The sequence below is a fragment of the Hwangdonia sp. genome, assembly GCF_048381975.1.
GTDB classification, from domain to species: Bacteria; Bacteroidota; Bacteroidia; order Flavobacteriales; family Flavobacteriaceae; genus Hwangdonia; species Hwangdonia seohaensis.
The window spans coordinates 382,224-407,080 of the sequence record NZ_JBLWYT010000004.1 but is presented as its reverse complement, the minus strand read 5'-3'; the positions used below and the strand labels follow the sequence as shown (position 1 = coordinate 407,080).

General features: G+C 32.1%; 22 protein-coding genes. 19 read left to right on the top strand and 3 right to left on the bottom strand.

The features are described from left to right. Positions 1-49 precede the first annotated feature (49 nt). From ACN5J7_RS09960 to ACN5J7_RS09870, 19 genes are read left to right on the top strand one after another with little or no spacing between them, the layout of a single operon-like run. The gene (locus ACN5J7_RS09960) at positions 50-1,729 is read left to right on the top strand and encodes a DUF6909 family protein (RefSeq protein WP_418603765.1); all 1,680 of its coding nucleotides are present in this window, start codon (positions 50-52) and stop codon (positions 1,727-1,729) included. A gap of 12 nt (positions 1,730-1,741) precedes the next feature. Then, entirely contained in the window at positions 1,742-2,815 is a 1,074-nt protein-coding gene (locus ACN5J7_RS09955; RefSeq protein WP_418603764.1) for a hypothetical protein, read from the top strand. A gap of 3 nt (positions 2,816-2,818) precedes the next feature. Continuing rightward, a complete protein-coding gene (rfbB, locus tag ACN5J7_RS09950) occupies positions 2,819-3,826 on the top strand; it encodes a dTDP-glucose 4,6-dehydratase (RefSeq protein ID WP_418603763.1) in 1,008 nt (335 codons plus the stop codon). A gap of 43 nt (positions 3,827-3,869) precedes the next feature. Further along, positions 3,870-4,730 carry a glucose-1-phosphate thymidylyltransferase RfbA gene (gene rfbA, locus ACN5J7_RS09945; RefSeq protein WP_311936010.1) on the top strand — a complete coding sequence of 287 codons (861 nt, stop codon included), beginning with the start codon at positions 3,870-3,872 and terminating at the stop codon, positions 4,728-4,730. A 1-nt stretch (position 4,731) separates the two neighbouring features. Continuing rightward, the gene (rfbC, locus tag ACN5J7_RS09940; protein WP_311936008.1) at positions 4,732-5,280 is read left to right on the top strand and encodes a dTDP-4-dehydrorhamnose 3,5-epimerase; all 549 of its coding nucleotides are present in this window, start codon (positions 4,732-4,734) and stop codon (positions 5,278-5,280) included. Further along, complete coding sequence (gene rfbD, locus ACN5J7_RS09935) at positions 5,273-6,058, top strand: dTDP-4-dehydrorhamnose reductase (RefSeq protein WP_311936005.1); 786 nt, start codon at positions 5,273-5,275, stop codon at positions 6,056-6,058. The genes rfbC and rfbD overlap by 8 nt, the downstream gene beginning before the upstream one ends. A 13-nt stretch (positions 6,059-6,071) precedes the next feature. Beyond that, a complete protein-coding gene (gene asnB / locus ACN5J7_RS09930) occupies positions 6,072-7,886 on the top strand; it encodes an asparagine synthase (glutamine-hydrolyzing) (RefSeq protein ID WP_311936002.1) in 1,815 nt (604 codons plus the stop codon). A gap of 14 nt (positions 7,887-7,900) precedes the next feature. Continuing rightward, a complete protein-coding gene (locus ACN5J7_RS09925; protein WP_311936001.1) occupies positions 7,901-8,338 on the top strand; it encodes an adenylyltransferase/cytidyltransferase family protein in 438 nt (145 codons plus the stop codon). A gap of 38 nt (positions 8,339-8,376) precedes the next feature. Next, complete coding sequence (locus ACN5J7_RS09920; RefSeq protein WP_418603762.1) at positions 8,377-9,630, top strand: oligosaccharide flippase family protein; 1,254 nt, start codon at positions 8,377-8,379, stop codon at positions 9,628-9,630. 8 nt (positions 9,631-9,638) lie between these two features. Beyond that, complete coding sequence (locus ACN5J7_RS09915) at positions 9,639-10,844, top strand: CDP-glycerol glycerophosphotransferase family protein (protein ID WP_311935995.1); 1,206 nt, start codon at positions 9,639-9,641, stop codon at positions 10,842-10,844. 26 nt (positions 10,845-10,870) lie between these two features. After that, on the top strand, positions 10,871-12,139 hold the full coding sequence (locus ACN5J7_RS09910) for an O-antigen ligase family protein (protein ID WP_418603761.1): 1,269 nt from the start codon (positions 10,871-10,873) through the stop codon (positions 12,137-12,139). Then, positions 12,126-13,373, top strand: a complete 1,248-nt coding sequence (locus ACN5J7_RS09905; RefSeq protein ID WP_311935990.1) for an O-antigen ligase family protein — start codon at positions 12,126-12,128, stop codon at positions 13,371-13,373. Before ACN5J7_RS09910 ends, ACN5J7_RS09905 begins: the two co-directional genes overlap by 14 nt. Continuing rightward, on the top strand, positions 13,370-14,413 hold the full coding sequence (locus ACN5J7_RS09900) for a glycosyltransferase family 1 protein (RefSeq protein ID WP_311935987.1): 1,044 nt from the start codon (positions 13,370-13,372) through the stop codon (positions 14,411-14,413). Before ACN5J7_RS09905 ends, ACN5J7_RS09900 begins: the two co-directional genes overlap by 4 nt. Further along, complete coding sequence (locus tag ACN5J7_RS09895) at positions 14,410-15,558, top strand: glycosyltransferase (protein ID WP_311935984.1); 1,149 nt, start codon at positions 14,410-14,412, stop codon at positions 15,556-15,558. Before ACN5J7_RS09900 ends, ACN5J7_RS09895 begins: the two co-directional genes overlap by 4 nt. Before the next feature lies 1 nt (position 15,559). Beyond that, a complete protein-coding gene (gene gmd, locus ACN5J7_RS09890; RefSeq protein ID WP_311935981.1) occupies positions 15,560-16,594 on the top strand; it encodes a GDP-mannose 4,6-dehydratase in 1,035 nt (344 codons plus the stop codon). After that, positions 16,563-17,474 carry a GDP-mannose 4,6-dehydratase gene (locus ACN5J7_RS09885; protein ID WP_382301319.1) on the top strand — a complete coding sequence of 304 codons (912 nt, stop codon included), beginning with the start codon at positions 16,563-16,565 and terminating at the stop codon, positions 17,472-17,474. Before gmd ends, ACN5J7_RS09885 begins: the two co-directional genes overlap by 32 nt. Before the next feature lie 18 nt (positions 17,475-17,492). Continuing rightward, positions 17,493-18,893 carry a nucleotide sugar dehydrogenase gene (locus tag ACN5J7_RS09880; protein ID WP_311935976.1) on the top strand — a complete coding sequence of 467 codons (1,401 nt, stop codon included), beginning with the start codon at positions 17,493-17,495 and terminating at the stop codon, positions 18,891-18,893. Positions 18,894-18,898: 5 nt separating this feature from the next. Continuing rightward, positions 18,899-19,885: a UDP-glucuronic acid decarboxylase family protein gene (locus tag ACN5J7_RS09875; RefSeq protein ID WP_418603760.1), complete on the top strand. Its 987-nt coding sequence runs from the start codon at positions 18,899-18,901 to the stop codon at positions 19,883-19,885. A gap of 2 nt (positions 19,886-19,887) precedes the next feature. Continuing rightward, positions 19,888-21,240 carry an undecaprenyl-phosphate glucose phosphotransferase gene (locus ACN5J7_RS09870; protein WP_311935973.1) on the top strand — a complete coding sequence of 451 codons (1,353 nt, stop codon included), beginning with the start codon at positions 19,888-19,890 and terminating at the stop codon, positions 21,238-21,240. Here ACN5J7_RS09870 and ACN5J7_RS09865 read toward each other — a convergent pair. The 3 genes from ACN5J7_RS09865 to ACN5J7_RS09855 are packed head-to-tail and all read right to left on the bottom strand — an operon-like array spanning position 21,237 to position 24,811. Then, complete coding sequence (locus ACN5J7_RS09865) at positions 21,237-22,400, bottom strand: glycosyltransferase family 4 protein (RefSeq protein ID WP_311935970.1); 1,164 nt, start codon at positions 22,398-22,400, stop codon at positions 21,237-21,239. The two genes, ACN5J7_RS09870 and ACN5J7_RS09865, sit on opposite strands and share 4 nt — an antisense overlap. After that, a complete protein-coding gene (gene wecB / locus ACN5J7_RS09860) occupies positions 22,401-23,495 on the bottom strand; it encodes a non-hydrolyzing UDP-N-acetylglucosamine 2-epimerase (RefSeq protein WP_311935967.1) in 1,095 nt (364 codons plus the stop codon). Then, positions 23,492-24,811, bottom strand: a complete 1,320-nt coding sequence (locus ACN5J7_RS09855; RefSeq protein WP_418603758.1) for a phenylacetate--CoA ligase family protein — start codon at positions 24,809-24,811, stop codon at positions 23,492-23,494. Before ACN5J7_RS09855 ends, wecB begins: the two co-directional genes overlap by 4 nt. Between the last annotated feature and the right edge of the window lie 46 nt (positions 24,812-24,857).

The window sequence follows — 24,857 nt, the reverse complement described above, 5'->3', positions numbered from 1 at the left end:
ATGTTTAAAGTAATACAAATAGTATTATCTTTGCAAGAATTTAATAAGTATGAGTAAAAAGAAACGTCACGAAAGAACGAGAGCTCAAGAAAGCTCGAATGCCATTGAGAGAATGTACATTACAATGCGCCATTTGTTTAACCGTGGTTTTTATAAACCCATGGGGGTTTCGGGCGAAACGTTAAGACAATCGTTGTTGTTGCTACGACCAGAAATTTACGGATCAATTGGCGATGAAAAGGCAGAATTGGAAGGTTTACTTTATGTTATTGATAGATTGCCAATTGGTATTGAAGAGTGTACTTTTATCAATTTAACGAGTGATGAGGGCTATGCGAACTCTCATTTCAAACCTATAATCCCACCCAAAAGGCGTCGAAATTGCTATAGAATAGATGCCGAACAAATGAATATTGAGATTACCAGAGGACGATCGGACATCTACGATATTTTAACCCACCTTACCTTTCTTTTTATCGAATCGCACAAAATTAGTAATCGGGTCATTATTGATGAAAACGGCGCTACCACAAGAGATTGGATTAAGTTGGAAAAAGCGGTTTTATCAACTAAAAAGTTAACACAACCCGAACGTGAAATTGCAATTACGCACACGGCAAACATATTGGGGCGCACATTTAACGAGTTAACTAATGTGTATTCTAAATTTGCAACACCCAAACAACCGGAGCGCCTGTTGCATATTGTGTACTGGCTGGGTAAACTTGCCATTGAAGAGCAAATAAACAACAATAAGCGCACGGTTACTTTTAGTCCGGTGCTTAGGGAGCGCCTTGGCCACCATATACACGGTGAGATTTGGGCAAATACGATTAAGGAAACCTTACATAAAAACAATTTATTAGAACGGCCAATACATATTATTAGCGCCAATATGCATAGTGTTATGAATACGCTTTTCGCTCCAACGGCCTTAAAATCTAAAAAAGATATTTTCGAGGTCTATAAGTCTTTAAGTCAAAAAGAAAGCGAAAGCCTGCGAAATAAAGTCACTAAAGAGGCCTTGCTTAACGGGATGATTTATATTAAGGACAGCTCGGGTACCAATATCGACGTTCAAATTTTCGATACCGATAAAATAGATGCTTCTAAAATTGACGTAAAAACCAACGAAGCCGCATTAAATTCAGAAAAACCAGTGGTGTTTGTAATGGATTATGCTTTTGGTGAACAAGCCTACGAAACGATTGATGAATTATTGAAACCTTATATCGTAAAAGGAAAAGATATCCATTTAAATGTAGAATCCATTTCTATAATGGGTAAAGCTGGAATTTTAGAAGGCGGGAAAGGCGATATTATGATTCCCACGGCGCATATTTTTGAAGGAACAGCAGATAATTACCCTTTTAAAAATGAATTGAAAAAAGAAGATTTTGAAGGTGAAAACGTTAATGTTTGCGAAGGCTCAATGATTACTGTTTTGGGCACATCGTTACAAAACAAGGATATTTTAAAGTTTTTCCATGACTCGACATGGCACGTTATAGGCTTGGAGATGGAAGGTGCCCATTACCAAAAGGCCATTCAAGCGGCTTCCAAGGTGAGAAATAGCATAAACCCAAACGTAAAAGTGCGTTACGCTTATTACGCCAGTGATAATCCTTTAGAAACAGGAAGCACTTTAGCATCTGGCGGATTGGGAACTTCGGGCGTAAAGCCAACCTATTTAATAACCAGAAAAATATTAGAACAACTATTTAATTAACACAATAAAATTATGAGTAAAGATTTGCCACAACAAAACCCGTCTGAAGAAGTCGATTTAGGACAGTTGTTCAAACTTATAGGAAATGCTTTTGACCGCTTTTTTAAGTTTATAGGTAGCATATTGAACAGTCTTTTTTTGGCGTTTGTTTGGATTGTGTTTTTTCTAAAAAAACACTTTATAAAATTTATAATTGCTGGAATTGTTGGAGTTGCTCTAGGCATATTATTGGAAAAAACTTCCGAACCGGTTTACAAATCGTACATCACTGTTAAGCAAAATTATAATACTGGAGAAAATTTATACAATGCTATTAGCTATTATAATGATTTAGTAGAGCAACAGGATATAAGTACTTTGGAAAGTGTTTTAGGTGTTGAGCAGGACGCGTTGTCTTCTATAGACAAAATTGAAATTGAATCAACACTTAGTGAAAATCAAAAAATACAAGCTTACGATGCATACATAAAAACACTCGATTCTACCGTAGCATCAACAATTGATTATGAATCGTTCTTAAAAAATGATAAGGATTACAATCATAGGTATCAGCAAATTACCATTAAAGCTAAAGAAAGAAATAGTTTTAGTGCCGTTTTTAATAATATTATAGAAAATATAAACTCTAATCCATACTTTAAAAGAGAACAAGAAAAAGATATAAAAGCATTAAATGAACAGGCGTTGGCAATCAATAGGTCGTTGATTAAATCTGATACTTTACTTAATGTTTACCAAAAAGCCATTATAAAAGCTGCAGAAAACAACAATAATTCACAAGCTAGAATTACAATTGACAACAAAGATACCGGAAGTTCTACAAAAGAGTTTGAATTGTACTCTAAAGACTTGGAATTAAGAGAAAAGTTAGTAGAAATTGAAAGAAACATTGCCGACAAGCAACACATTATAGAAATAACATCAAGTAAGCAAGACAGTGGCTCTATAGATAACAGCAAAGAACTTTTAGGCAAATCAATGGGCTTAAAAAGCTATTACGCCTTGATTTTGTTAACACTAACTTTTTTAGTCTTAATTGGTTTAGAGTTTATTAAGTTTTTAGGACGCTATAAAGATAAAATATAGACTATGACTATTTTAATAACAGGTGGTGCCGGATTTATAGGATCAAATTTCATCCTATATTATTTAGAAAACAACCCAGATGTTAAAATAGTAAACATTGATAAATTAACCTACGCCGCTAATGTATCAAATTTAGCTAGTGTAGAAAACAACGATAGATACACTTTTATTAAGGGTGATATTTGTGATAGAGCCTTAATTGAACGTTTATTTACTCAATACGAATTTAAAGGTGTTATACATTTTGCGGCAGAATCTCATGTTGATAATTCTATCAGTAAACCTACAGCTTTTATTAACACCAATATTGTAGGAACATTTAATTTAATTGATGTAGCTAAAAACCATTGGATGGATGCTCCAAAATCGCCAAAACCACAGCATAAAAACTCAAGATTTCATCATATTTCTACCGATGAGGTTTATGGTACATTGGGAGAACATGGCTTATTTACAGAACAAACACCTTATGCACCAAACAGCCCGTATAGTGCCTCAAAGGCATCATCAGATTTTATAGTTCGAAGCTATTTTCATACTTACGGTATGAATGTGGTAACCACCAATTGCTCAAATAATTACGGCCCCAATCAGCACGACGAAAAACTTATTCCAACCATAATTAGAAAAGCGCTGTCTGGAGAAGACATCCCCATTTATGGCGACGGAAAAAACATTCGCGATTGGTTATATGTTAAAGACCATTGCTACGGGATTGACCTGGTTTTTAAAAAAGGCATTGCGGGTGATACCTATAATATTGGAGGCAAAAACGAACGTAATAATTTATATATTGCACATAGAATTTGTGAGATATTGGACGAAATGAAACCTAAAACGAAGTCGTATAAAAATCAAATTTCGTTTGTTACAGACAGGCCGGGGCATGATTATAGGTACGCCATTGATGCGTCAAAAATTGAAACCGAACTGGGTTGGCAAGCACACGAAAGTTTTGAAACCGGCATACTTAAAACCATTAATTGGTATATTAAGAAATACAACGTTTAATTTAAAGAGATTTCCACTTTCGTGGAAATGAAAAAAATAATTGATGAAGGGTATCATTTTAGCAGGAGGTTCGGGCACGCGTTTGCATCCACTAACCAAAGTGGTTAGTAAACAACTTATGCCTATTTACGATAAACCCATGATTTATTATCCGCTTACCACGTTAATGTCTACGGGAATACAAGAAATTCTAATTATTTCCACTTCAAAAGACACCCCAAAATTTAAGGAATTATTGGGCGATGGAAGCGATTACGGTTGTCATTTCCAATACGCCATTCAAGAGGAGCCAAACGGATTGGCCGAAGCATTTATTATTGGAGAAGAATTTATAGGAAACGATAGCGTAGCCCTTATTTTAGGCGATAATATATTTTATGGTTCAGGTTTAAACAGCATTTTACGAGCTAGCGTTAATCCAATCGGAGGTATTATTTTTGCGTACCATGTTAACGATCCACAGCGCTATGGCGTTGTTGAGTTCGATGACCAAAACAAAGCGGTTTCAATTGAAGAAAAACCAAAACAACCAAAATCTAATTTTGCGGTTCCGGGCATATATTTTTATGATAATAATGTAGTTGAAATTGCAAAGAACATAAAACCGAGCCATAGGGGCGAACTAGAAATAACAGATATTAATAAAGCTTATTTAATTAAAGGAGCGCTTAACGTAGAAATTTTAGATAAAGGCACAGCTTGGTTAGATACTGGTACTTTCGCATCGCTCATGCAGGCTTCTCAATTTGTACAAGTTATTGAGGATCGCCAAGGTCAAAAAATAGGATGTATTGAGGAAGTGGCATATAAAATGGGATATATTGACAGTATTCAACTAAATAAACTAGCACAGCCACTACTTAAAAGCGGCTACGGCGAATACCTTCAACAATTAATAGATTAACATGACGGTTGAAGAAACAAATTTAAAAGGCTGTTTTGTAATAGCGCCTAATGTAATTGAAGACGAAAGAGGTTATTTTTTTGAAAGTTTTAACAAAGCTCAATTCGAAGCTAAAACAGGAATTGCCACCAACTTTATTCAAGATAACCAATCGCAATCCTCAAAAGGGGTTTTAAGAGGACTGCATTTACAAACTGGAGCGTTTGCTCAAGCCAAACTTGTTAGGGTAATTAAAGGCAAAGTTTTAGATGTCTGTGTAGATTTAAGAAAAGATTCGCTAACCTTTGGAAAACACTTTTCAATAGTTTTAGACGCTATAGAGCACAATCAACTTTACATTCCTAAAGGATTCGCCCACGGTTTTTTAGTTTTGGAAGACCAAACTATTTTTTCTTATAAATGTGATAATTATTATAATAAAGCTTCAGAAAGAGGCATTATTTATAACGATAAAACATTAAATATCGATTGGGGTTTCCCAACGGAAAACTTAATGCTTTCAGAAAAAGACAAAGCGCTACCAACACTAGAGGCTTACCTAAATGAATAAACGAGTTTTAGTAACAGGAGCCAATGGGCAATTAGGAAAAACCACTAATGAGTTATTCGCTAAAAACGAATACGGCCTAGAATTTACTTTTGTTACTAAAGCAGAATTAGATATTACCAAAGAAGCCGATTTAAAACCGTTTTTTAAAAATAACAAGTTTGATTATTGTATAAATTGTGCCGCTTACACCAATGTGGAGCAAGCAGAAAAAACACCTGAAATAGCCTATAAAGTAAATGCCGAAGGTGTAAAGTATTTAGCTGAGGCTTGCAAAGAAACCGATACGGTATTAATCCATATTTCAACAGATTATGTTTTTGATGGCGAGAAAACAGAGCCTTACACAATCAAGGACATCCCAAATCCTATTAACGAATATGGTAAATCAAAACTATTGGGCGAGCAACATGTTCAAGATATTTTAGATGACTACTTTATAATAAGAACCTCGTGGCTGTACAGTAAACAATACGGACATAACTTTTATAAAACCATTTTAAAAAAGGCTAAAGCAGGAGAAGCTTTACTAATAACTGATGATCAACTAGGTTGTCCAACAAACACTGAGAACCTAGCAAAATACATAATAAGTCTAATTGCAATCAAATCAAAAGATTACGGAATAAAACATTTTTGTGATGAAGGAGAAATGACTTGGTATGGTTTTACAGAACAGATTTTAAAAGAAATTGGTTTGTTTAATAAAGTAAACCTTGCCAAGGCAAAGAATTATCGTACTTTTGCACGCAGACCAAAAAGAAGTGTTTTATTAAAATAAATTTTTAGATTTAATGTGCGGAATAACGGGAATCTATTCTAAAAAAAATATTCAAAATATTAAAGAAAGAGTTTTAAGGATGAATACCTCTATAAAACATAGGGGGCCTGATGCCGAAGGAGTTTATGGAGATGATAATCTTGTACTTGGGCACAGACGATTAAGTATTATAGATACAAGAGAGGTTTCTAATCAACCAATGCATTCCAACTCTAACTATTGGCATGTAGTGTTTAATGGAGAGATTTATAATTTTAAAAAAATAAAATCAAAGCTTAATTACAGTTTCAAAACAACCTCAGATACAGAGGTCATTTTAGCGGCCGTAGAAGAAAAAGGAATTGATTGGTTTATTGAACAAGCTAATGGTATGTTTGCAATTGCTTTGTATAATTCTGAGACTAAAAATTTGTACCTAGTAAGAGACAGGTTGGGGATAAAGCCCCTTTACATTTATAATGATGGCGAACATTTAATTTTTTCATCAGAGATAAAAGCCATCCTGTCTAGTGGCTTGGTGGATGCACAATTTAACGAAGAAGCAGTAGACGAATATTTGGCAAATAGGTACATACGCTCCCCTTATACATTCTTTAAAAACATCTTTCAAGTACAACCCGGAACATATTTACTGGTTGATAAAAACCTGTCTTCAATTGAAAACAAATATTGGGACATTCCACAAGTATTTAATATGTCCAAGGAGTATAATGAGGGTAGAATTCTAAGTGGGTTAGACGAAGAGTTAAATAAAGCGATTAAATATAGGCTTATTGCCGATGTGCCATTAGGAACTTATTTAAGTGGAGGAGTTGACTCTAGTGTCATTACTGCAATTACGGCTATAAATAAAAAGGAAAAAGTTAACACGTATACAATTGGATTTAAGGAAATTAATGAGTTTGAGTATGCAAAGATGATTGCTGAAAAATATGATACCGAACACCATGAAATCTTAATGCATAAAGAAGATTATATGTCTAATTGGGAGCGCCTAATTAAATTCAAAGATGCACCACTAGGTGTGCCCAACGAAATCCCGTTAGCTGTAATGTCTAGTAAACTAAAAGAAAAAATTACTGTTGTATTATCGGGCGAAGGAGCAGACGAATTGCTAGGAGGATATGGTAGGATTTTTAGATCACCATTTGATTATTCCAATAAAGAAACTAATAAATCATTTTACGATTACTTTATTTCAAAATACGAGTATGTACCCAGGTCTATGCGAGATGAATTAATTAACACACCTAAAAACTACAGACACAAGTTTGATAAAGAAATAAAGGAAAGTTTTGATTCTAGCTCTAAAGAAGAAAGTGTTTTCAAGTTTTTTCATAAATACCATGTAAAAGGATTATTACAGCGGGTTGACATGACAACGATGCAAACCTCAGTAGAAGCTAGAGTACCCTTTTTAGATCATAATTTAATTGAATTTTCATATCGTAATATTCCTTACGATATGAAACTACGTTGGATAAATGACGAAGCGGAGAATAAAGCAAAGTCTATGAGTGCTGATCAATATAGCGAAACCTTGGACACACCAAAATATTTACTCAGGAAATTATCTTACAAATATTTGCCCGAAGAAATCATTGAGCGAAAAAAAATAGGATTTCCTGTGCCTTTAACAGAATGGTTTGATAACCTAGAATCTCTAGCCAAAGAGCTTTTACCAAAAGCCAATTGGTTAAAAGAGGGTGTTGTTAACGATTTAATAGAAAAAAGTAAAACCGAATCTAGAGCAGGACAAATACTCTGGATGTTTATTAATATAGAATTATTTAAAAGTAACTACTTCAATAAGCAGTGGAAGTGGTAATATAACATTAGCTTATGTACAAAAGAGGAGACGAAAAAACAACGATAGGATACACGTCTGGGGTGTACGACTTATTTCATATTGGACATTTAAATTTAATAAAAAATGCTAAAGGATTATGCGACAAGCTAATTGTTGGAGTAACTTCTGATGAGTTAGTTGCTTATAAAAACAAAAAAGCCGTAATAGGCCACCAAGAGCGCATGGAAATTGTTAGAAACATTAAACATGTTGACGCAGTTGTTCCCCAAAACGATATGGACAAATTCAAAATGTGGGAACGCCTAAAGTTTGATGTCATGTTTGTTGGCGATGACTGGTTTGAGAGTGAAAAATGGAAAGAACTTGATGAAAAATTTAAGGCCGTTGGAGTAAAAATTGTGTACTTTCCATATACCAAAGGAACATCTTCTACTTTAATAAACGAAACTTTAAAGAAGCTAAGAGAGTAGGTTTTTTCATGCAGGAGCTATAAATTTAACTTATTAAAATGAAGCTTGTAACATTTAAACATGTTTTAGTAAAAAATTTTTTAGCTCTTTCTACTTTACAAGGAGTTAACCTTATTCTACCATTTGTAACTTTGCCCTATTTAACTAGAGTGCTAGGGGTTTCTAATTATGGGGTTGTGGTAATGGTTTATTCTATTATGCAGTTTTTAAATGTGATTTGTGATTATGGTTTTAATTTATCAGCTACAAAAGATATTTCATTACACAGAAATGATAAGTTAAAAGTTAACACTATTTTTAGCAGTATCCTAATTATTAAAGTATTCTTGCTAATAATATCATTGGCTATTTTATTAATATTAACCAATCTTATACCTGTTTTAGCAGGGAATCGATTGGCCTATTTTTGGGGTTTTGGTATAGTAGTTGGCCAAGCAATAACGCCAACATGGTTATTTCAAGGTATGGAAAAAATGAAATATATTACCATAGTTAATTTAGTTTCTAAGTCGCTTTTTACACTTTTAATTTTTGTATTTATAAAACATTCGAGCGAGTTTATATTCGTACCCTTATTGTATTCTATTGGGTTTGTTCTTGCAGGAGTATTATCATTATTTTTTGCTTATAAAGAATTTGGAGTTTCCTTTTATTTATCTAAATGGAAAGATATAAAAGAAGAATTAAAAAACAGTACCCAATACTTTTACTCTAGGGCTTCGGTTGCTCTATATACCTCAAGTAATAATTTTATTGTAGGTTTAGTTCTTGGAGAATTTTATGCAGGAATTTTTGGAGTTGCTGAAAGGTTGTTTACAGCAATGACAGTAATTTATAGCCCATTATCTGATGCAATTTACCCATATATGGTTAAAAAAAAAGACTTAAAACTGTTTAAAAAAATATTTATTTCTGCAATGGTTTTTAATCTACTAGTTTGTTTAATTACCGTAATTTTTTCTTCCGAAATAGTTAATTTTGTTTTTGGAGAAGGATACCAAGAAAGTGCTATGTTGTTAAAATATTTTTGCTTTTTAGCATTAATTATTGTGCCAGCGACTTTTATTGGTTACCCATTACTTGGTGCATTTGGTTTTGAAAAATACGCCAACTATAGTGTTGTTGTAGCATGTATAATTCATGTAACTATTTTAATTTTTATAGCTTCTTTCCTTACTATATATTCAATGGTATTATTATTAATTTTCACTCAAGTTATTGTTTTAAGTATAAGATCTGTAGGTGTTATTAAACTTTTTAAATTAAATTTATTAGGTAATAAAAAAAACTAGATGTTTTAATGAAAACAGCTCTCAGACGATTAAAGATAATATTAAAAACAGTGATAGGGCTGCCTATTTATTATATTTCTATTTTTTTTCCAAAGAAAAAAGGTCTAATTGTAATCGGGTCTTCATTAGGAAAATATTTTGCAGACAATTCAAAGTATTTTTACTTAAAGTACTATAACAGAGACAAGAGTGGTTTAAATCTAATTTGGCTAACAAAGAGCAGAGATGTTGTTAGAGAACTAAATTCAAAAGGTTTACCAGTAAAATTCTTATATTCTTTTGGAGGCGCTTATACAGCCTTAAGAGCGTCAAAAGCCTATTTGTCTCACCAATTAGACGATATTAATGGAGCCTTAATTGGAGGAGCAAAAATTGTTCAATTATGGCACGGGATGCCGTTAAGAAAAATTGGGTATGGAGGGGATTGGATGGACGACAATCTTTCTGGTAAAGTAAAACTTTTTATTTCCAAATGGTTGCCATATGCATATTATATGAAGTGCGATGTTTTAATGGCACCCTCTAAAAGAGCAAAGGATAATTATGTAGAACCATTTTCTAAGTCATTTAGAAATAATAAGATAGAAGATAATATTGTATTATCGCAACAGCCTAGAACATTCTGTTTTGAAGAAACCTTTGAATTAAGCGAAACTTTCTTTCCAGAAAAGAAAATGCTTTTAGAGCTTAGGAGTAAATATAAATGCATTATTTCATGGTTGCCAACCCAAAGAAAACAATTTAATAAAACAATAATAGACGTAATTAAAGACTCTGGGTTGAACATGAAAAAAATGGATGCTTTTTGTAGAAAAACGAATAGTATATTTGTGATTAAAGCTCATTTTTTAGATTTTGACTTACTTAAAGGAATTACAAAAGGATTTAACAATATTTTAATATACCCAAACTCTGACCCATATCCGTTACTTAAATTTACTGATGTATTAATAACTGATTATTCAAGTGTTTTCTTTGATTTTTTGTTATTGGATAGACCAATAATATTTATGTGTCATGATTTAGAAGAGTACACCAATAAAGCTCAGTTTTACTATGACTTTGAAACCTTGGAGATTGGGCCAATATGTAGGTCATGGAAATCAACAATCAAAGTTATCTCAAATATTTCTGAAGATAACGATGATTTTGCAAAAAAAAGGAATAATAAATTTAATATGTTTGGATTTGTGGAATACTTTGACACTGTATAGTAAAAAAAATATTTAATAAGTCAATAATGAAAGTCAAAATTGCTACATTTTTTTGCTTGTTCTTGTTTTTCCTGCCTTTTACGCAAGCTCTTACACTGAATGTGGGATTCCCTTTAAAAGTGTCAGAAATATTACTAATAGTAATGATTGGAATATACTTTTTTATTGGGTATGTGCCTAAAGAATATTTACACTTTATTATAAATAACAAGGCCATATTTCTTTTCTTATTATGGGCACTTCTGTCATTTATGATAAATAGCTTCTGGCAGTATGATTATCCTTTAAAACAGATACCATTCAGAATAAGTGCTATTGGAGATAGTTTTTTAAGGTTTTGTTATATAATTTTAAATATAACAGCTTTTTTTATTAGTATATATTTTATTTCAAGAAACAAAAGGATTTTAAAGTTTTGGGTTTTAGGAGCTGTTATTGCAAGTTCATACTCATGGTATTTGTTTGTTTTTTCAGCGCTCGGGTTACCTTATATAAAGGTATTTGGGATGGAATCAAATCCCCAAAATTTATTTGGGATAATTAGATGTGGCACTTTTAAAGAAGGTAATTTTTTCGGCCTATTTTTAATATTATCTTCATTAATTGCCTTTTTTAGAGGTAAAACAAAAGTAGGTTGGTTTTTAATGTTTACAATTATTACAACTATGTCCACGATTTCTATTGTAAGTGGGTGTTTAACATTGGTTTATATTTACAGAAAAAAAATGTTCACAGGCAAAATTTTGATTGTTTACCCTTTAATTTTAATGGCGGTTATTTTTTCTGCAAAAACAGAGTTTTTTCAGCGTTATGTTAAAGGAAAAATATTTCAACCTGTTAGTCATCTTACTAATGATAACTTTTCTAAAGTAGATAGATATCTTACTGGTAGAATTGCTTTTAAACAAGGTTTATATAACCCATTTATTGGTGTAGGTCCATATAACTATGCGCTTCATTATGATTATTATAATGATTATGAAACCGTAGTAAAAAACCCATCTAAATGGTTTGATAATTATATTGCAAGAACTAATAAGAGGGCTATAACAAACAATGTATATTTAGAAGTATGGTCTGAGTATGGTGTAGTTGGGTTTGTTTTTTTTATGTTTTTTTTAGTAAAAACCTTATTTGTGGCAATCAAAAATAAAAATGATTTTATAACTGGAGGAGTTATTGCTATTTTGATTTCTTTTAACGCATTTCCTTCTTTTATAATGTTATTCATTTGGGTTTATTTAGCTATACCTTATGCATTTAACTATAACAAACGGGTAAATGAAAATCCCTAACTACGTATTAAAAGCAAGCAAGATATTCTTGTACTTGTTAGCTCTACTTCCTTTACTCTCTTTACCTTTGGTTAGTATAGCAATCATGCTGTTCGTTTTTTTTTCTATAATTTCTTTTAGATTAACTAACCAAGAAAAAAACACAATGGTCAAAAAGGAATGGTTTTTGTTTTTTTTATTTACAACTCCTTTTTTGTTTTATTTGATTGCTTTAATTTGGACTGAAGACTTATCACTCGGCATTAAACTAATTGAAAAGAATTTATCGTTTTTAGTAATTCCGTTTACGGTTTTTATTTTAAAACCCTTTAAATCACATCTGCAAATAAAAAACTTCATTAAAACGTATATTATATCATGTTCTATTTCTGTAATTTTTACAATATTATATATACTCATTAATCTTAAAAGTATTTATAATCAACAAAACACTTATTTTATAAATATAAAACTTAGAGAGACTATTGAATTGACGCCAATTATTGGAGAACATGCTATATATTTTTCACTAATTTTAGGAATAGGATTATTATTGCTTTTTTACAACAGATTCAAAAATCGTAGACTTAATATTTTTTTGTTTTTGATGTTAACAATTGGAATTGTTATTGCGAGCTCTAGAGGCGTGATTATAGCCATATTGATTGTTGGGGTTTTATTAGCTTATCAAGAAATCAAAAATAAAAGGAAATTAGTTATAATAATAGTGTTGTCAATCTCAGGTTTTGCTGTTTTAGCTTACGTATCTCCTATTAAAAAACGAGTAATTGAAATTGTTAATACCAAGTACATTTATCCTAAAGGAGACTACTATAATTCGTTTAACTTAAGGATGGCCATTTATAATTGCTCCTTGTCGTTAATTAATGAATCGGCAATTATAGGCTTTGCTCCAGCCGATTTACAGCAAAAATTAAATGAGTGTTATAAGAAATTTGATACTAGTGCATTTCAAAAAACTAATTACAATACCCACAATCAGTATCTAGATTATATTTTATCATTCGGAGCAATAGGTTTTATTTTAATTTTATTCTCATTTGCATATTTTTTAAAAATTGCAATTGTAACCCAAAACAATGAGTATTTTAATTTTTTAATCTTAATGTATATTGCGTTTTTAACTGAAAATATATTAGTTAGAAACACGGGGATAGTTTTATTTGTAATGTTTAATTGTTTATTTGCTTATTCTACTTTATTAAAAAATTTTAATTTAAATATCAAACAATGATAGTGATTAATGCTAGGTTTTTAACTCAAAAGATGACAGGCGTTCAAAGATATGCTTTTGAAATATGCAATTTGTTACCAAAAAAAATAGGAAATAAAAAAATTGTTTTGGTTGCTCCAAAAGCCACAATAATAAATAAATTAGATAACGATATAGATATTGTTTTTTATGGTAATTTAAAAGGGCAACTTTGGGAACAGATTAGTTTACCAATATTTTTAAACAAGAATAAAAACCCCTTGTTAATTAATTTTGTTGGTATAGCACCGGTATTTTATAAAAGGAAAGTAATGTTTTTATACGATTTAGCTTTTAAACATTATCCAGAATGGTTTTCTTATTCATTTCAAAAACCATATAATCTTTTGATACCCTTAAGTTTAAAGAACTCTTTGAAGATTATTACAGACAGCAATTATGTTAAAGAAGATATACATAAAGTATACAAGATTAGCAATGATAATATTTATGTTATATATGCAGCACCTTCAGTCAAGTTTAAGAATTTGAATTTAAAAAAAGAAAAATTTATTTTAACCGTATCTTCAATCGATCCTAGAAAAAATCTTCAAAGAGTTATCAAAGCATTTAATGAATTGAATTCAGACTATAAACTCGTTATTGTGGGATCAAAAAGCAAAACGTTTTCAAATATTGAATTAAACGAAAAAAAGTATAATAGAAACATTATCTTTACAGGCTATTTAAGTGATGAAGATTTAATTAAACTTTATAATAGAGCGGAAGTATTCATTTATGCCTCTTTGTTCGAAGGTTTTGGCATTCCTCCATTAGAGGCTCAAGCCTGCGGGACTGTTTGTGTTGTATCTAACACAACTTCATTACCAGAAGTATATGAGGATTCAGTAGAATACTGCGATCCGCATTCTATTGAAAGTATTAAAAACGCGATTAAAAAACTATTAATTGATTCGAATAGAAGAAATCAATTAAAGAAAAAAGGAGAAAAGAATGTTAATCGATTTAGTTGGAATGATTCGACAAATAGGTTAGTTAAAAAAATAGAAGGCATTTTATGAAAAAAGCATTAATTCACGACTGGTACACCGTATATGGCGGAGCAGAAAGGTGCGTTGAGAGTTTTACGAATATTTGGAGTGATTTTGATCATTTTTCTTTAATTGATAATTTATCACAAAAGCATAGAGATATCATTTTAAAGGGTAAACAGACAAAAAATTCTTTTATCCAAAAGCTTCCATTTGGAAAAACAAAATATAGGAGCTATTTACCATTTTTTCCTCTTGCGATTGAGCAGTTAGATTTAACAGATTATGACTTAGTTATTTCTTCCTCATCTTCCGTTGCAAAAGGAGTTTTAACGAGACCTAATCAACTACATATATCTTATGTTTATTCTCCTGTAAGATATGCATGGGATTTGTACGCACAATACATCAAAGAGGCCAAGTTAGATAAAGGAATTAAAGGGTTCTTTGCTAGATATTTCTTGTTTAAATTAAGACTATGGGATTATTCGACAGCAAATAGACCAGATCATTATATAGCAATCTCTAATTATGTAGGAAAAAGGATAAAAAAAATTTATAATAAAGAATCTATTGTAATTTATCCACCAGTTGATACAGAATCGTTTACAATAACTAAACAAACTAGTGACTATTATATTACATGCTCAAGAATGGTTCCTTATAAAAAGATTGATTTAATTGTGGAGGCTTTTTCTAAGACGGATAAAAAATTAATTGTTGTTGGAGATGGTCCTGACTACAAAAAAATAAAAAAACTAGTAAGCCCAAATATTAATCTAAAAGGATACGTTGAAAAGGAAGAGATGCAAGAATTGATTAAACGAGCAAGAGCCTTTATCTTTGCAGCTGAAGAAGATTTTGGGATTGCTCCGATTGAGGCTCAGGCTTGTGGAGTTCCTGTAATTGCCTTTGGAAAAGGGGGAGCTCTTGAAACTATTAAGGGAGTGTTTCCAAGTGAAAGCATGATTTCCGAAACTGAGACTGGAGTATTTTTTGACAATCAAAAGGTAAACTCACTTTTAGAAGCTTTAAATTATTTTGAAAAAAACGAATCATTGTTTAATAAAGAAGTTATAAGAAAAAATGCGGAGCGATTTAGCATTAAAAGATTTGAAAATGAATTTAAAGAAACAGTAGAAAGATTATATAATAATTGGAAAGAAATAAAATAAAATGAAAAAAGCATTAATTACCGGAATTACAGGTCAAGACGCTGCATATTTAGCTGAACTTTTACTTGACAAGGATTATAAAGTTTATGGGACATATAGAAGGACAAGTTCGACTAACTTTTGGAGAATTGAAGAATTGGGCATAGACCAACACCCAAATTTAACCTTATTAGAGTACGATTTAATTGATTTATCTAGTGCGTATAGAATAATTTCAGAAATCGACCCAGATGAAATTTATAATTTGGCCGCACAGAGTTTTGTGGGTGTTTCTTTTACACAACCAATTGCCACAGCTCAAATTACAGGGGTTGGAGCTATGAATTTACTTGAAGCTATAAGAACAATTAACCCTAAAATTAAATTTTATCAAGCCTCAACATCTGAAATGTTTGGAAAAGTCCATGCAATTCCTCAAAATGAGAATACACCATTTCACCCAAGAAGCCCATACGGTGTTGCAAAAGTATTTGCGCATTGGGCAACACTAAATTATCAAGAGTCTTACGGTTTATTCGCCACTAGCGGTATTTTATTTAACCATGAATCTCCATTAAGAGGTAAAGAGTTCGTAACAAGAAAAATTACTGATGCAGTAGCAAAAATTCATTTAGGAAAACAAAGTCATTTAGAATTGGGTAATTTGGATGCTAAAAGAGATTGGGGATATGCTAAAGAGTATGTTGATGGGATGTATAAAATGCTACAAATTGACGAACCAGGAACTTTTGTGTTAGCTACAAATAGAACGCAAACTGTTAGAGATTTCGTTTCATTAGCCTTTAAAGCTATTGATGTGGATGTTGAATGGAATGGAAAAGAAGAAAATGAAATTGGTCTAGATGTAAATACTGGTAAAACACTAATTAAAGTAAATCCAAAGTTTTACAGGCCAGCTGAGGTGGATTTGCTAATTGGAGACGCCTCTAGAGCCAATGATAAACTAGGTTGGAAACCTAAAACAACGCTTCAAGAACTTTGCGACATGATGGTTAAGAAAGATATTGAAAGAAATCAAAATGGAGGAACGTTCTAAGAAAAAAGTATTTATAACAGGTATTAATGGTTTTACAGGACTTCATCTAGAAAAACATTTATTGGAAAAAGGATTTGAAGTTTTTGGAACTACATTTAGAAAAACAGATAATCCCAATCACTATCCTTGTGATATTTTAAAAGAGGAACGGATTAGTGATATTTTGGTGACGATTAAACCCGAATATATTATTCATTTGGCAGCTATATCCTTTGTTGCTTCTAAAGACAAACAAAACATTTATAATGTTAATGTTTTTGGCACTATAAATTTACTCGAAGCAATAAATAAATTAGACTATATTCCTAATAAAATTCTAATTGCAAGTAGTGCTGCTGTTTATGGTAATATTGAAGGTGAATTAGATGAAACTTTATGCCCGCAACCCGTTAACCATTATGGGAACAGTAAATTGGTTATGGAAAATATGACAAAAGCTTATTTTAATAGTCAGAACATAATTATAACTAGACCTTTTAATTATACAGGTGTAGGGCAAGAGTCACATTTTTTAGTTCCTAAAATTGTATCGCATTTTAAAGAAAAAAAAGCTAATATTTCTTTAGGAAACATAGATGTTTATAGAGAGTTTAATGATGTCGATTATGTTATAGAATGTTACACAAAGCTTTTAATCTCTAACTTAAAATCAGATATTATTAATGTTTGTAGTGGTAAAGCAGTAAATATAAAGTATATAATTAGCGCAATGGAAAATTTGGCGAATTATAAAATAAACGTCAATGTAAATCCTGATTTCATTAGAAAAAACGAAATAAAAACACTTACTGGTTCAAACAAAAAATTAATTTCAGTTATTGGAGATTTTTCAAATAATTATCAAATACAAAACACATTAAAAAAAATTTACAAACATTAAAATTTTTATTTAATTAAGATGAAAATAAATAACATCTGCTGTATAGGCGCAGGTTACGTAGGTGGCCCAACCATGGCGGTAATAGCCAAACAATGCCCAAACATAAAGATTACCATTGTAGATGTTAACGAAGCAAGAATAGCGGCTTGGAACTCCAAAAACCTTGATGAGCTACCCATATTCGAACTAGGTTTAGCCGATATTGTGAAAGAAACCAGAGGCAAAAACCTTTTCTTTTCTACAGAAATAGATAAAGCCATAGATGAGGCCGAAATGATATTTATATCGGTAAATACGCCAACTAAAACCTACGGTAAAGGAAAAGGGATGGCGTCCGATTTAAAATATATTGAATTGTGTGCCCGACAAATCGCCAGAGTGGCGAAACAAGACAAAATTGTTGTAGAAAAATCTACACTTCCCGTAAGAACAGCATCTGCCATAAAAAGTATTTTAGATAATGTGGGTAATGGTGTTCAATTTCAAATTTTATCTAATCCAGAATTTTTAGCCGAGGGTACTGCGGTGCAAGATTTATTAAACCCGGACCGTGTACTAATTGGGGGAGATGAATCTACGAAAGAAGGAGAAATAGCCGTTAAGGCATTGGTAGATATTTATACCGAATGGGTCCCTAAAAACAAGATTTTAACAACAAACGTATGGTCTTCAGAGCTTTCAAAACTCACTGCTAACGCCTTTTTAGCGCAGCGTGTTTCATCAATAAATGCCATGTCAGAAATTTGCGAGAAAACTGGCGCAGATATTAAAGAAGTTTCAAAGGCTATTGGAATGGATTCTAGAATTGGGCCTAAATTTTTAAATGCTTCGGTTGGTTTTGGTGGATCATGCTTTCAAAAAGATATTTTAAATCTTGTGTATATTGCAAAAAGTTATGGATTGAACGAAGTGGCAGATTATTGGGAACAGGTCATTATTATGAACGACCACCAGAAAAATCGCTTTTCTGATAACATTGTAAGTACATTATACAATACCGTTTCCGGTAAAAAAATAACCTTTTTAGGTTGGGCGTTTAAAAAAGATACGAACGATACCCGTGAGTCCGCTGCCATAAAAGTAGCCGATAACCTTTTAAATGAGCAAGCTAAAATAGAGGTTTATGATCCTAAAGTTTCCGAAGAAAGAATCTATGCAGATATAGCTAATTTAAATACACGATCAGCAAAAGAAAACAAAACCTTGTTAACAGTAAAAAAAGATCCCTATCAAGCTTGCAATGACGCACATGCCATAGCTATTTTAACTGAATGGGATGAATTTAAAAACTATAATTGGGAAAACATTTATAATAACATGCCAAAGCCGGCATTTATATTTGACGGAAGAGGAATTTTAAATAAAGAGATAATTGAGGGTATTGGTTTTATCTACTACAAAATAGGTAGCGGAAATTAAATAACATGAAAAAAGTTTTAATAACAGGTGCGGCGGGATTTTTAGGCTCTCATTTATGTGACCGATTTATTTCTGAGAGGTATAAAGTTATAGGAATGGATAACTTTATTACTGGCGACAAAAAAAACATACAGCATTTAGATTCTAATCCAAACTTTGAGTTTGTTGAACACGATGTGACCCAGTTTATCAAAATTGAAGGCGAATTAGATTACATTCTACATTTTGCATCTCCGGCTAGTCCTATCGACTATTTAAAAATTCCAATACAAACCCTAAAAGTGGGGTCTTTAGGAACGCATAACCTGTTAGGATTGGCTAAAGCTAAAAAGGCACGAATACTCATTGCCTCAACATCAGAGGTATATGGCGACCCTTTGGTACATCCGCAAAACGAAGATTATTATGGTAATGTAAACAGCATTGGCCCGCGAGGTGTATATGATGAAGCAAAGCGCTTCCAAGAATCAATTACTATGGCATATCATAGATTTCACGGATTGGAAACACGGATTGTTCGTATATTTAACACCTACGGACCAAGGATGCGACTTAATGACGGACGAGTTATTCCCGCGTTTATGGGGCAAGCTTTAAGAGGAGAGGATTTAACCGTTTTTGGCGATGGTATGCAAACCCGTTCGTTTTGTTATGTTGATGATCAAGTTGAAGGCATTTACAGGTTACTGTTAAGTGATTATGCCTACCCTGTTAATATTGGAAACCCTAATGAAATTGCAATTAAAGATTTTGCCGAAGAAATAATTAAACTAACAGGAACAGCACAAAAAGTGATTTATAAGGACCTGCCAGTAGACGACCCCATGCAACGCCAACCCGACATTACTTTAGCAAAAAAACTATTGGGATGGGAGCCGAAAACAGGAAGAGAAGAAGGTATGAAAATAACTTTTGAATACTTTAAATCTTTATCAAAAGAAGAATTATTTAAAAGCGAGCATAAAGATTTTAAAGGTTATATTAATAAGTAGCAATGGATTATAAACGTGGTAGATATTCAAATTTAATGAAACCATTATTTGGTTTTATAGATTTAAGCATTATTATTTCTACTCTTTTATTTTTTGAGTTAAACCTAACAAACATTTACCTTTTTGTAGGCTATTTGTCTATGCTATGGATAATCATTTCTTTTAAAAATCATTTTTATGAAGTCCAAAGGCACACTAGAATAATTCAGGTTATACCGCTTTTGGTAACACAGATGCTTTTTTTTGCCGTAATTATGTATGCTTACATAGGTGTATTTAAACAACCCAATATAAGCAGATTAGGATTGGCTCAATATTTGGCTACGGTTTTTGTGTTAATCTCGGTGGTTAAAATATTGACTTTTATTTTACTTAAAAGATATAGATCTGTTTTAAGAGGAAATACCAGAAATGTTATCGTTATAGGAAAAAACGAAAAAACCAGACAGTTAATAAAAACGTTCAATAATAGACTTGATTTTGGATACAAGTTTATGAAGCAGTATAATACAAATAAAGAAGGGTTTTCACTGCACGAATGTTTTAATTATGTTATTGACAATGATATTGACGAAATATACTTTTCAATAGCAGAACTCTCTAATAAACAAATAAATAGATTGATCGATTTTGCGGATAATAACTTGCGGGAGTTAAAGTTTATTCCTGACAACAAAGATATTTTTACTAAAAAACTTAAGTACGAATATTATGATTACATCCCAATTTTATCTTTACGGTCTATACCTTTACAGGAATCTTTAAATAAATTTATCAAGCGTTTATTCGATATTTTATTTTCTTCGTTTATCATTGTTTTCGTCTTATCGTGGTTAACTCCGATTTTAGCCATTTTAATAAAGCTTGAATCTAAAGGGCCTGTGTTTTTTAAGCAATCTAGGAATGGCTTTAATTATGAGGAGTTCGATTGCTATAAATTTAGGTCGATGACGCCAAATAAGAACGCTCATTTGCATCAAGCCACTAGAGGCGATCAGCGAATTACCAAGATTGGAAAATTTATTCGCAAAACAAGTATAGACGAATTGCCCCAGTTTTTTAATGTATTATTTGGCGATATGTCTGTTGTTGGTCCACGACCTCACATGGTTAGCCATACCAATATGTATGCCCAAAAAGTTGATAAATTTATGGTTCGTCATTTTGTTAAGCCTGGAATTACTGGATTAGCGCAAGTAAGCGGATTCAGGGGAGAAATAGAAAAGGATAAAGACATTATAAACAGGGTAAAATATGATATTTTTTATATAGAAAACTGGTCGCTGCTATTAGATATAAAAATTATTGTTCAAACATTTTTAAATGCCTTGAAAGGGGAAGAAAAAGCATATTAAACATGCGCCACTAAATGGTTTAACTGTGTGTTAAAGTCAAAGTTTTTAAGAGCTGTTTTCTTTATTTTTTGCTTTAGTTCTAAATCTATTTCAAACGGTTTAATCTTTGCAATTATTCTATTCAAATCATTATAATTACCAGGTTTTGCAATACAACCTAGCGCGTTATCTTTAATAATGGTTTCGCCTTCACCGCCACCAAAGTAAATTATGGGCAAACCTAATCGCGCATATTCAAATATTTTTGAAGGCATCGAACCATAAATTCTGTTTAGTAACGGAATGATGGTTACATCATATTGTAACAATGCCTTGTGAAGCTTATCTCTAGCTACTTCACCATGGTAAAAAATGGGAAGGTTTGGGTTAGAGTTTAAAAAGCTTTTAATTTTGTCTTGTTCTGAGCCGTTGCCATAAATATGAAACTCGATATTACTATAATCTAGATGCTTTATAAGCTTATAAATACCTTGGGCAACACCAAGCAACCCAGCATATACCAAGGTCAATTTTTCTTTAGATATTTTTTTTTGAATAATTTCAGGAGGCGAAAAATCTGGGTAATTTCGATACAAAAAGGTTTCTTTCTTTGGGAAAATAGATTTTACATGTGCAATAATTTCTTCGCTTTGCCCTAGAATCAAATCAGCATTGTTATAGTTGAATCGTTCAATATATTCAAGGATTTTGTAGCTAAAATTCTTTTTTAAAGCACCCAGTTCCAAGCCAGCAATAGGCCATAAATCGCTTACATTCAAAATGATCTTGCGTTGTTTTGACCCTAAAAATAACACGCTAGTAAAGGCAACTAGCAAAGGCGGAGATTGAATAATGACGGTTTTCGGTATTTTATTCCACATAAAAAACCAAATTAAACTAAAACTGTAAGAGAGCATTGCTAACAATCGCAACACCTTGTTTTTTGAGTTGCTCGCGTAAATCCATAATCTAAAAATTTTAACACCTTTTTCAGTTGAAATATGCTTAAACTCACCTTTGTAGTCGTTGAATATTTTCCCGGTAGGATAATTGGGCAAAGGCGTAATTACCGACACGTTAAAGTTGCGCTTTTGAAGCCCATCGGCTAAATGAAAAATTCTATTGGATGCCGCACCGGTTTCTGGAGGGTAATAGCTGGTTATTATTAGAATATTCTTCATTTATAGGCTATAAATTTCAACCAAATGATTTACAATTCGTTCGGCAGCTTTTCCATCCCAAAGTTCTGGAATTTTACTTTGTTTCCAGTTACCAGAAAGCAAATTCTCAAAAGCAGATTTAATTTTTGAGGGATCATTTCCAACTAAAACATTTGTACCTAGCTCACAAGTTTCGGGGCGTTCGGTGGAATTCCTAAGCGTTATACAGGGTACATCCATAACCGTAGTTTCTTCGGTTATGCCACCTGAATCTGTTAAAACACCAAAAGCGTTTTTTACCAAATAATTAAACTCTAAATAACCCAAGGGTTCAATATAATGCAGGTTTTCAAAATTCAGCTTAAGCCCTTGCAGTAACTTTTTTGTTCTAGGATGCACAGGGAAAACAATAGGAAAACCTTTTCCTAAGGTAGCAATTTGTGTAATTAGGTTTTTTAACTGTATTTCTTCGTCGACATTATTTGGCCTATGAAGCGTCATCACCAAATAATGCTTTTTCTTTAAGTTTAAATCTTTCCAAATTGAAGGTTGTTTCAGCCTGTTTTCGTTTTTACGTAAAGTATCAATCATCACGTTTCCAACAAAAAAAATATTTTTTTCCAATACGCCCAACTGCTTCAAGTTGTTATTTGCGTATGTTGAGGTTGTAAAAAAATAATCAGTTAAGCTGTCGGTTACAATCCTGTTTATTTCTTCGGGCATATTCATGTCTCCCGACCTAATACCAGCTTCAACATGTGCTACTTTTACGCCTGCTTTTTTAGCCACAATGGTACAGGCCATGGTTGATGTAACATCGCCCACAACCATCACCAAATCGCATGGATTTTGTTGTAATTCCTTTTCAAAACCAATCATAATGGCCGCGGTTTGTTGGGCTTGCGTGCCGCTTTTCACCTCTAAATTTGTATCTGGAAAAGGAATATTAAGTTCCTCAAAAAAAGTATCGCTTAAATTTTTATCATAATGCTGACCGGTATGGACTAATCTGTAATTAATATTAAAACCTTCTTTTTTTTTCTGTTTTATAGCTTTAATTATAGGTGCAATTTTCATAAAGTTTGGGCGTGCGCCAGCTACAATAGTAATGTTCATTGTTTTTTTGGTATTAAAGATGAAAACTGTTTGAGCTTACCACTTTTTGAGCGTTGTAAATGCGTTTTCTTTTCAAAAAATATATGCAATCCTTTTTCAAGATAACGCTCCATTTCTGTTATAATTATAGCTTCTTTTTCTTTTGAAAGAGTCTTATCGCTCACATACAAAATTTTAAACGTATCAAGCTTTTGCTGCTCAATTACAAACTCTTTTACATGGCCATCGTCCTGAATAATGCTTTTGGTAATATAGTAAAAAGTAAGTCCTGCCGCTTTTTTTCCGCTGGGTAAAATAGCCATATCATTGGTTCTGCCCACTAGTTTTTCAAGAATGGGCTTTTTAAAGGTGCTTTCTTTTGAAAGTATGCCAATATCGCCAATATCGTAACGAATAAATGGTTGCGACTTATTGTAAAGTGACGTGATAACCAACCGGCCTTCTTCACCTAATGGCAACACGCTATTCTGTTCGTCTAAAACCTCTACAAAAAGGGTTTCGCTATTCACTTGCCATTCGTTTTTTGGGTTTTCAAAAGCAATTAAATCCAATTCAGAAGCCCCATATTCATTAACAACAGGCACTCCAAATTGGGTTTCCATAAGTTGTTTATCGTCATCAAAAAGCATTTCGGAAGTTACAATACAAACTTTTATGGAACCGCAAACGCTTTTTAATACCAGATTTTTGCCTTGTAAATATTTAGCAAACTGTACAATGGGGTTGGTATAGCCATTTATATATTCAATAGGTTTTGTCTTAAAAGTTGATAGCCATTTATAAAAAGCCGCTTCGCTTAAATCGAACACATTAAATCGAGTTCTGTTGCTTACAAAATCTTTTAATTTTTCTTTGTAATATCCTTTTTTATCTAACGGAATACCGTAAAATCGCGCTTGCTTCGAGGTGTTGAAATCAATATGATACCAGCCAAATCTATCTTGAATAACAGCCCAAGTTAAGGCATGGCAAAACTTGTCTTTTGAAAAAACAAACGGTGTTCCCGAAGCGCCGGAGGTTTTATCGATATAAATATTGTTTTTTGAAAAACCATCAGATAAAAGCGATGGTAAAGGCTGCTGCAAATCCTGTTTGGTCATCACGGGAATGCTATTCCAATCCAATGGATTAGCATTTTTTGCAAAGTTTTTATAAAACGAATTGTGTTTTAAATGATATGATACAATATCTTGTTTTCTGGTTTCCAGATAATCTTTAAAGGCATTATCATCTTTATTTTGAATAAATTTTAAATGATTTTTAGCTTCCTTTATGGGGAAGCCTTTTAGTTTTAACGAAAGATCGAATAGTTTCAAAAGAAAAGATAATTTTTGTAAAGTAAATAAAAAAAAGTCGTGTTTT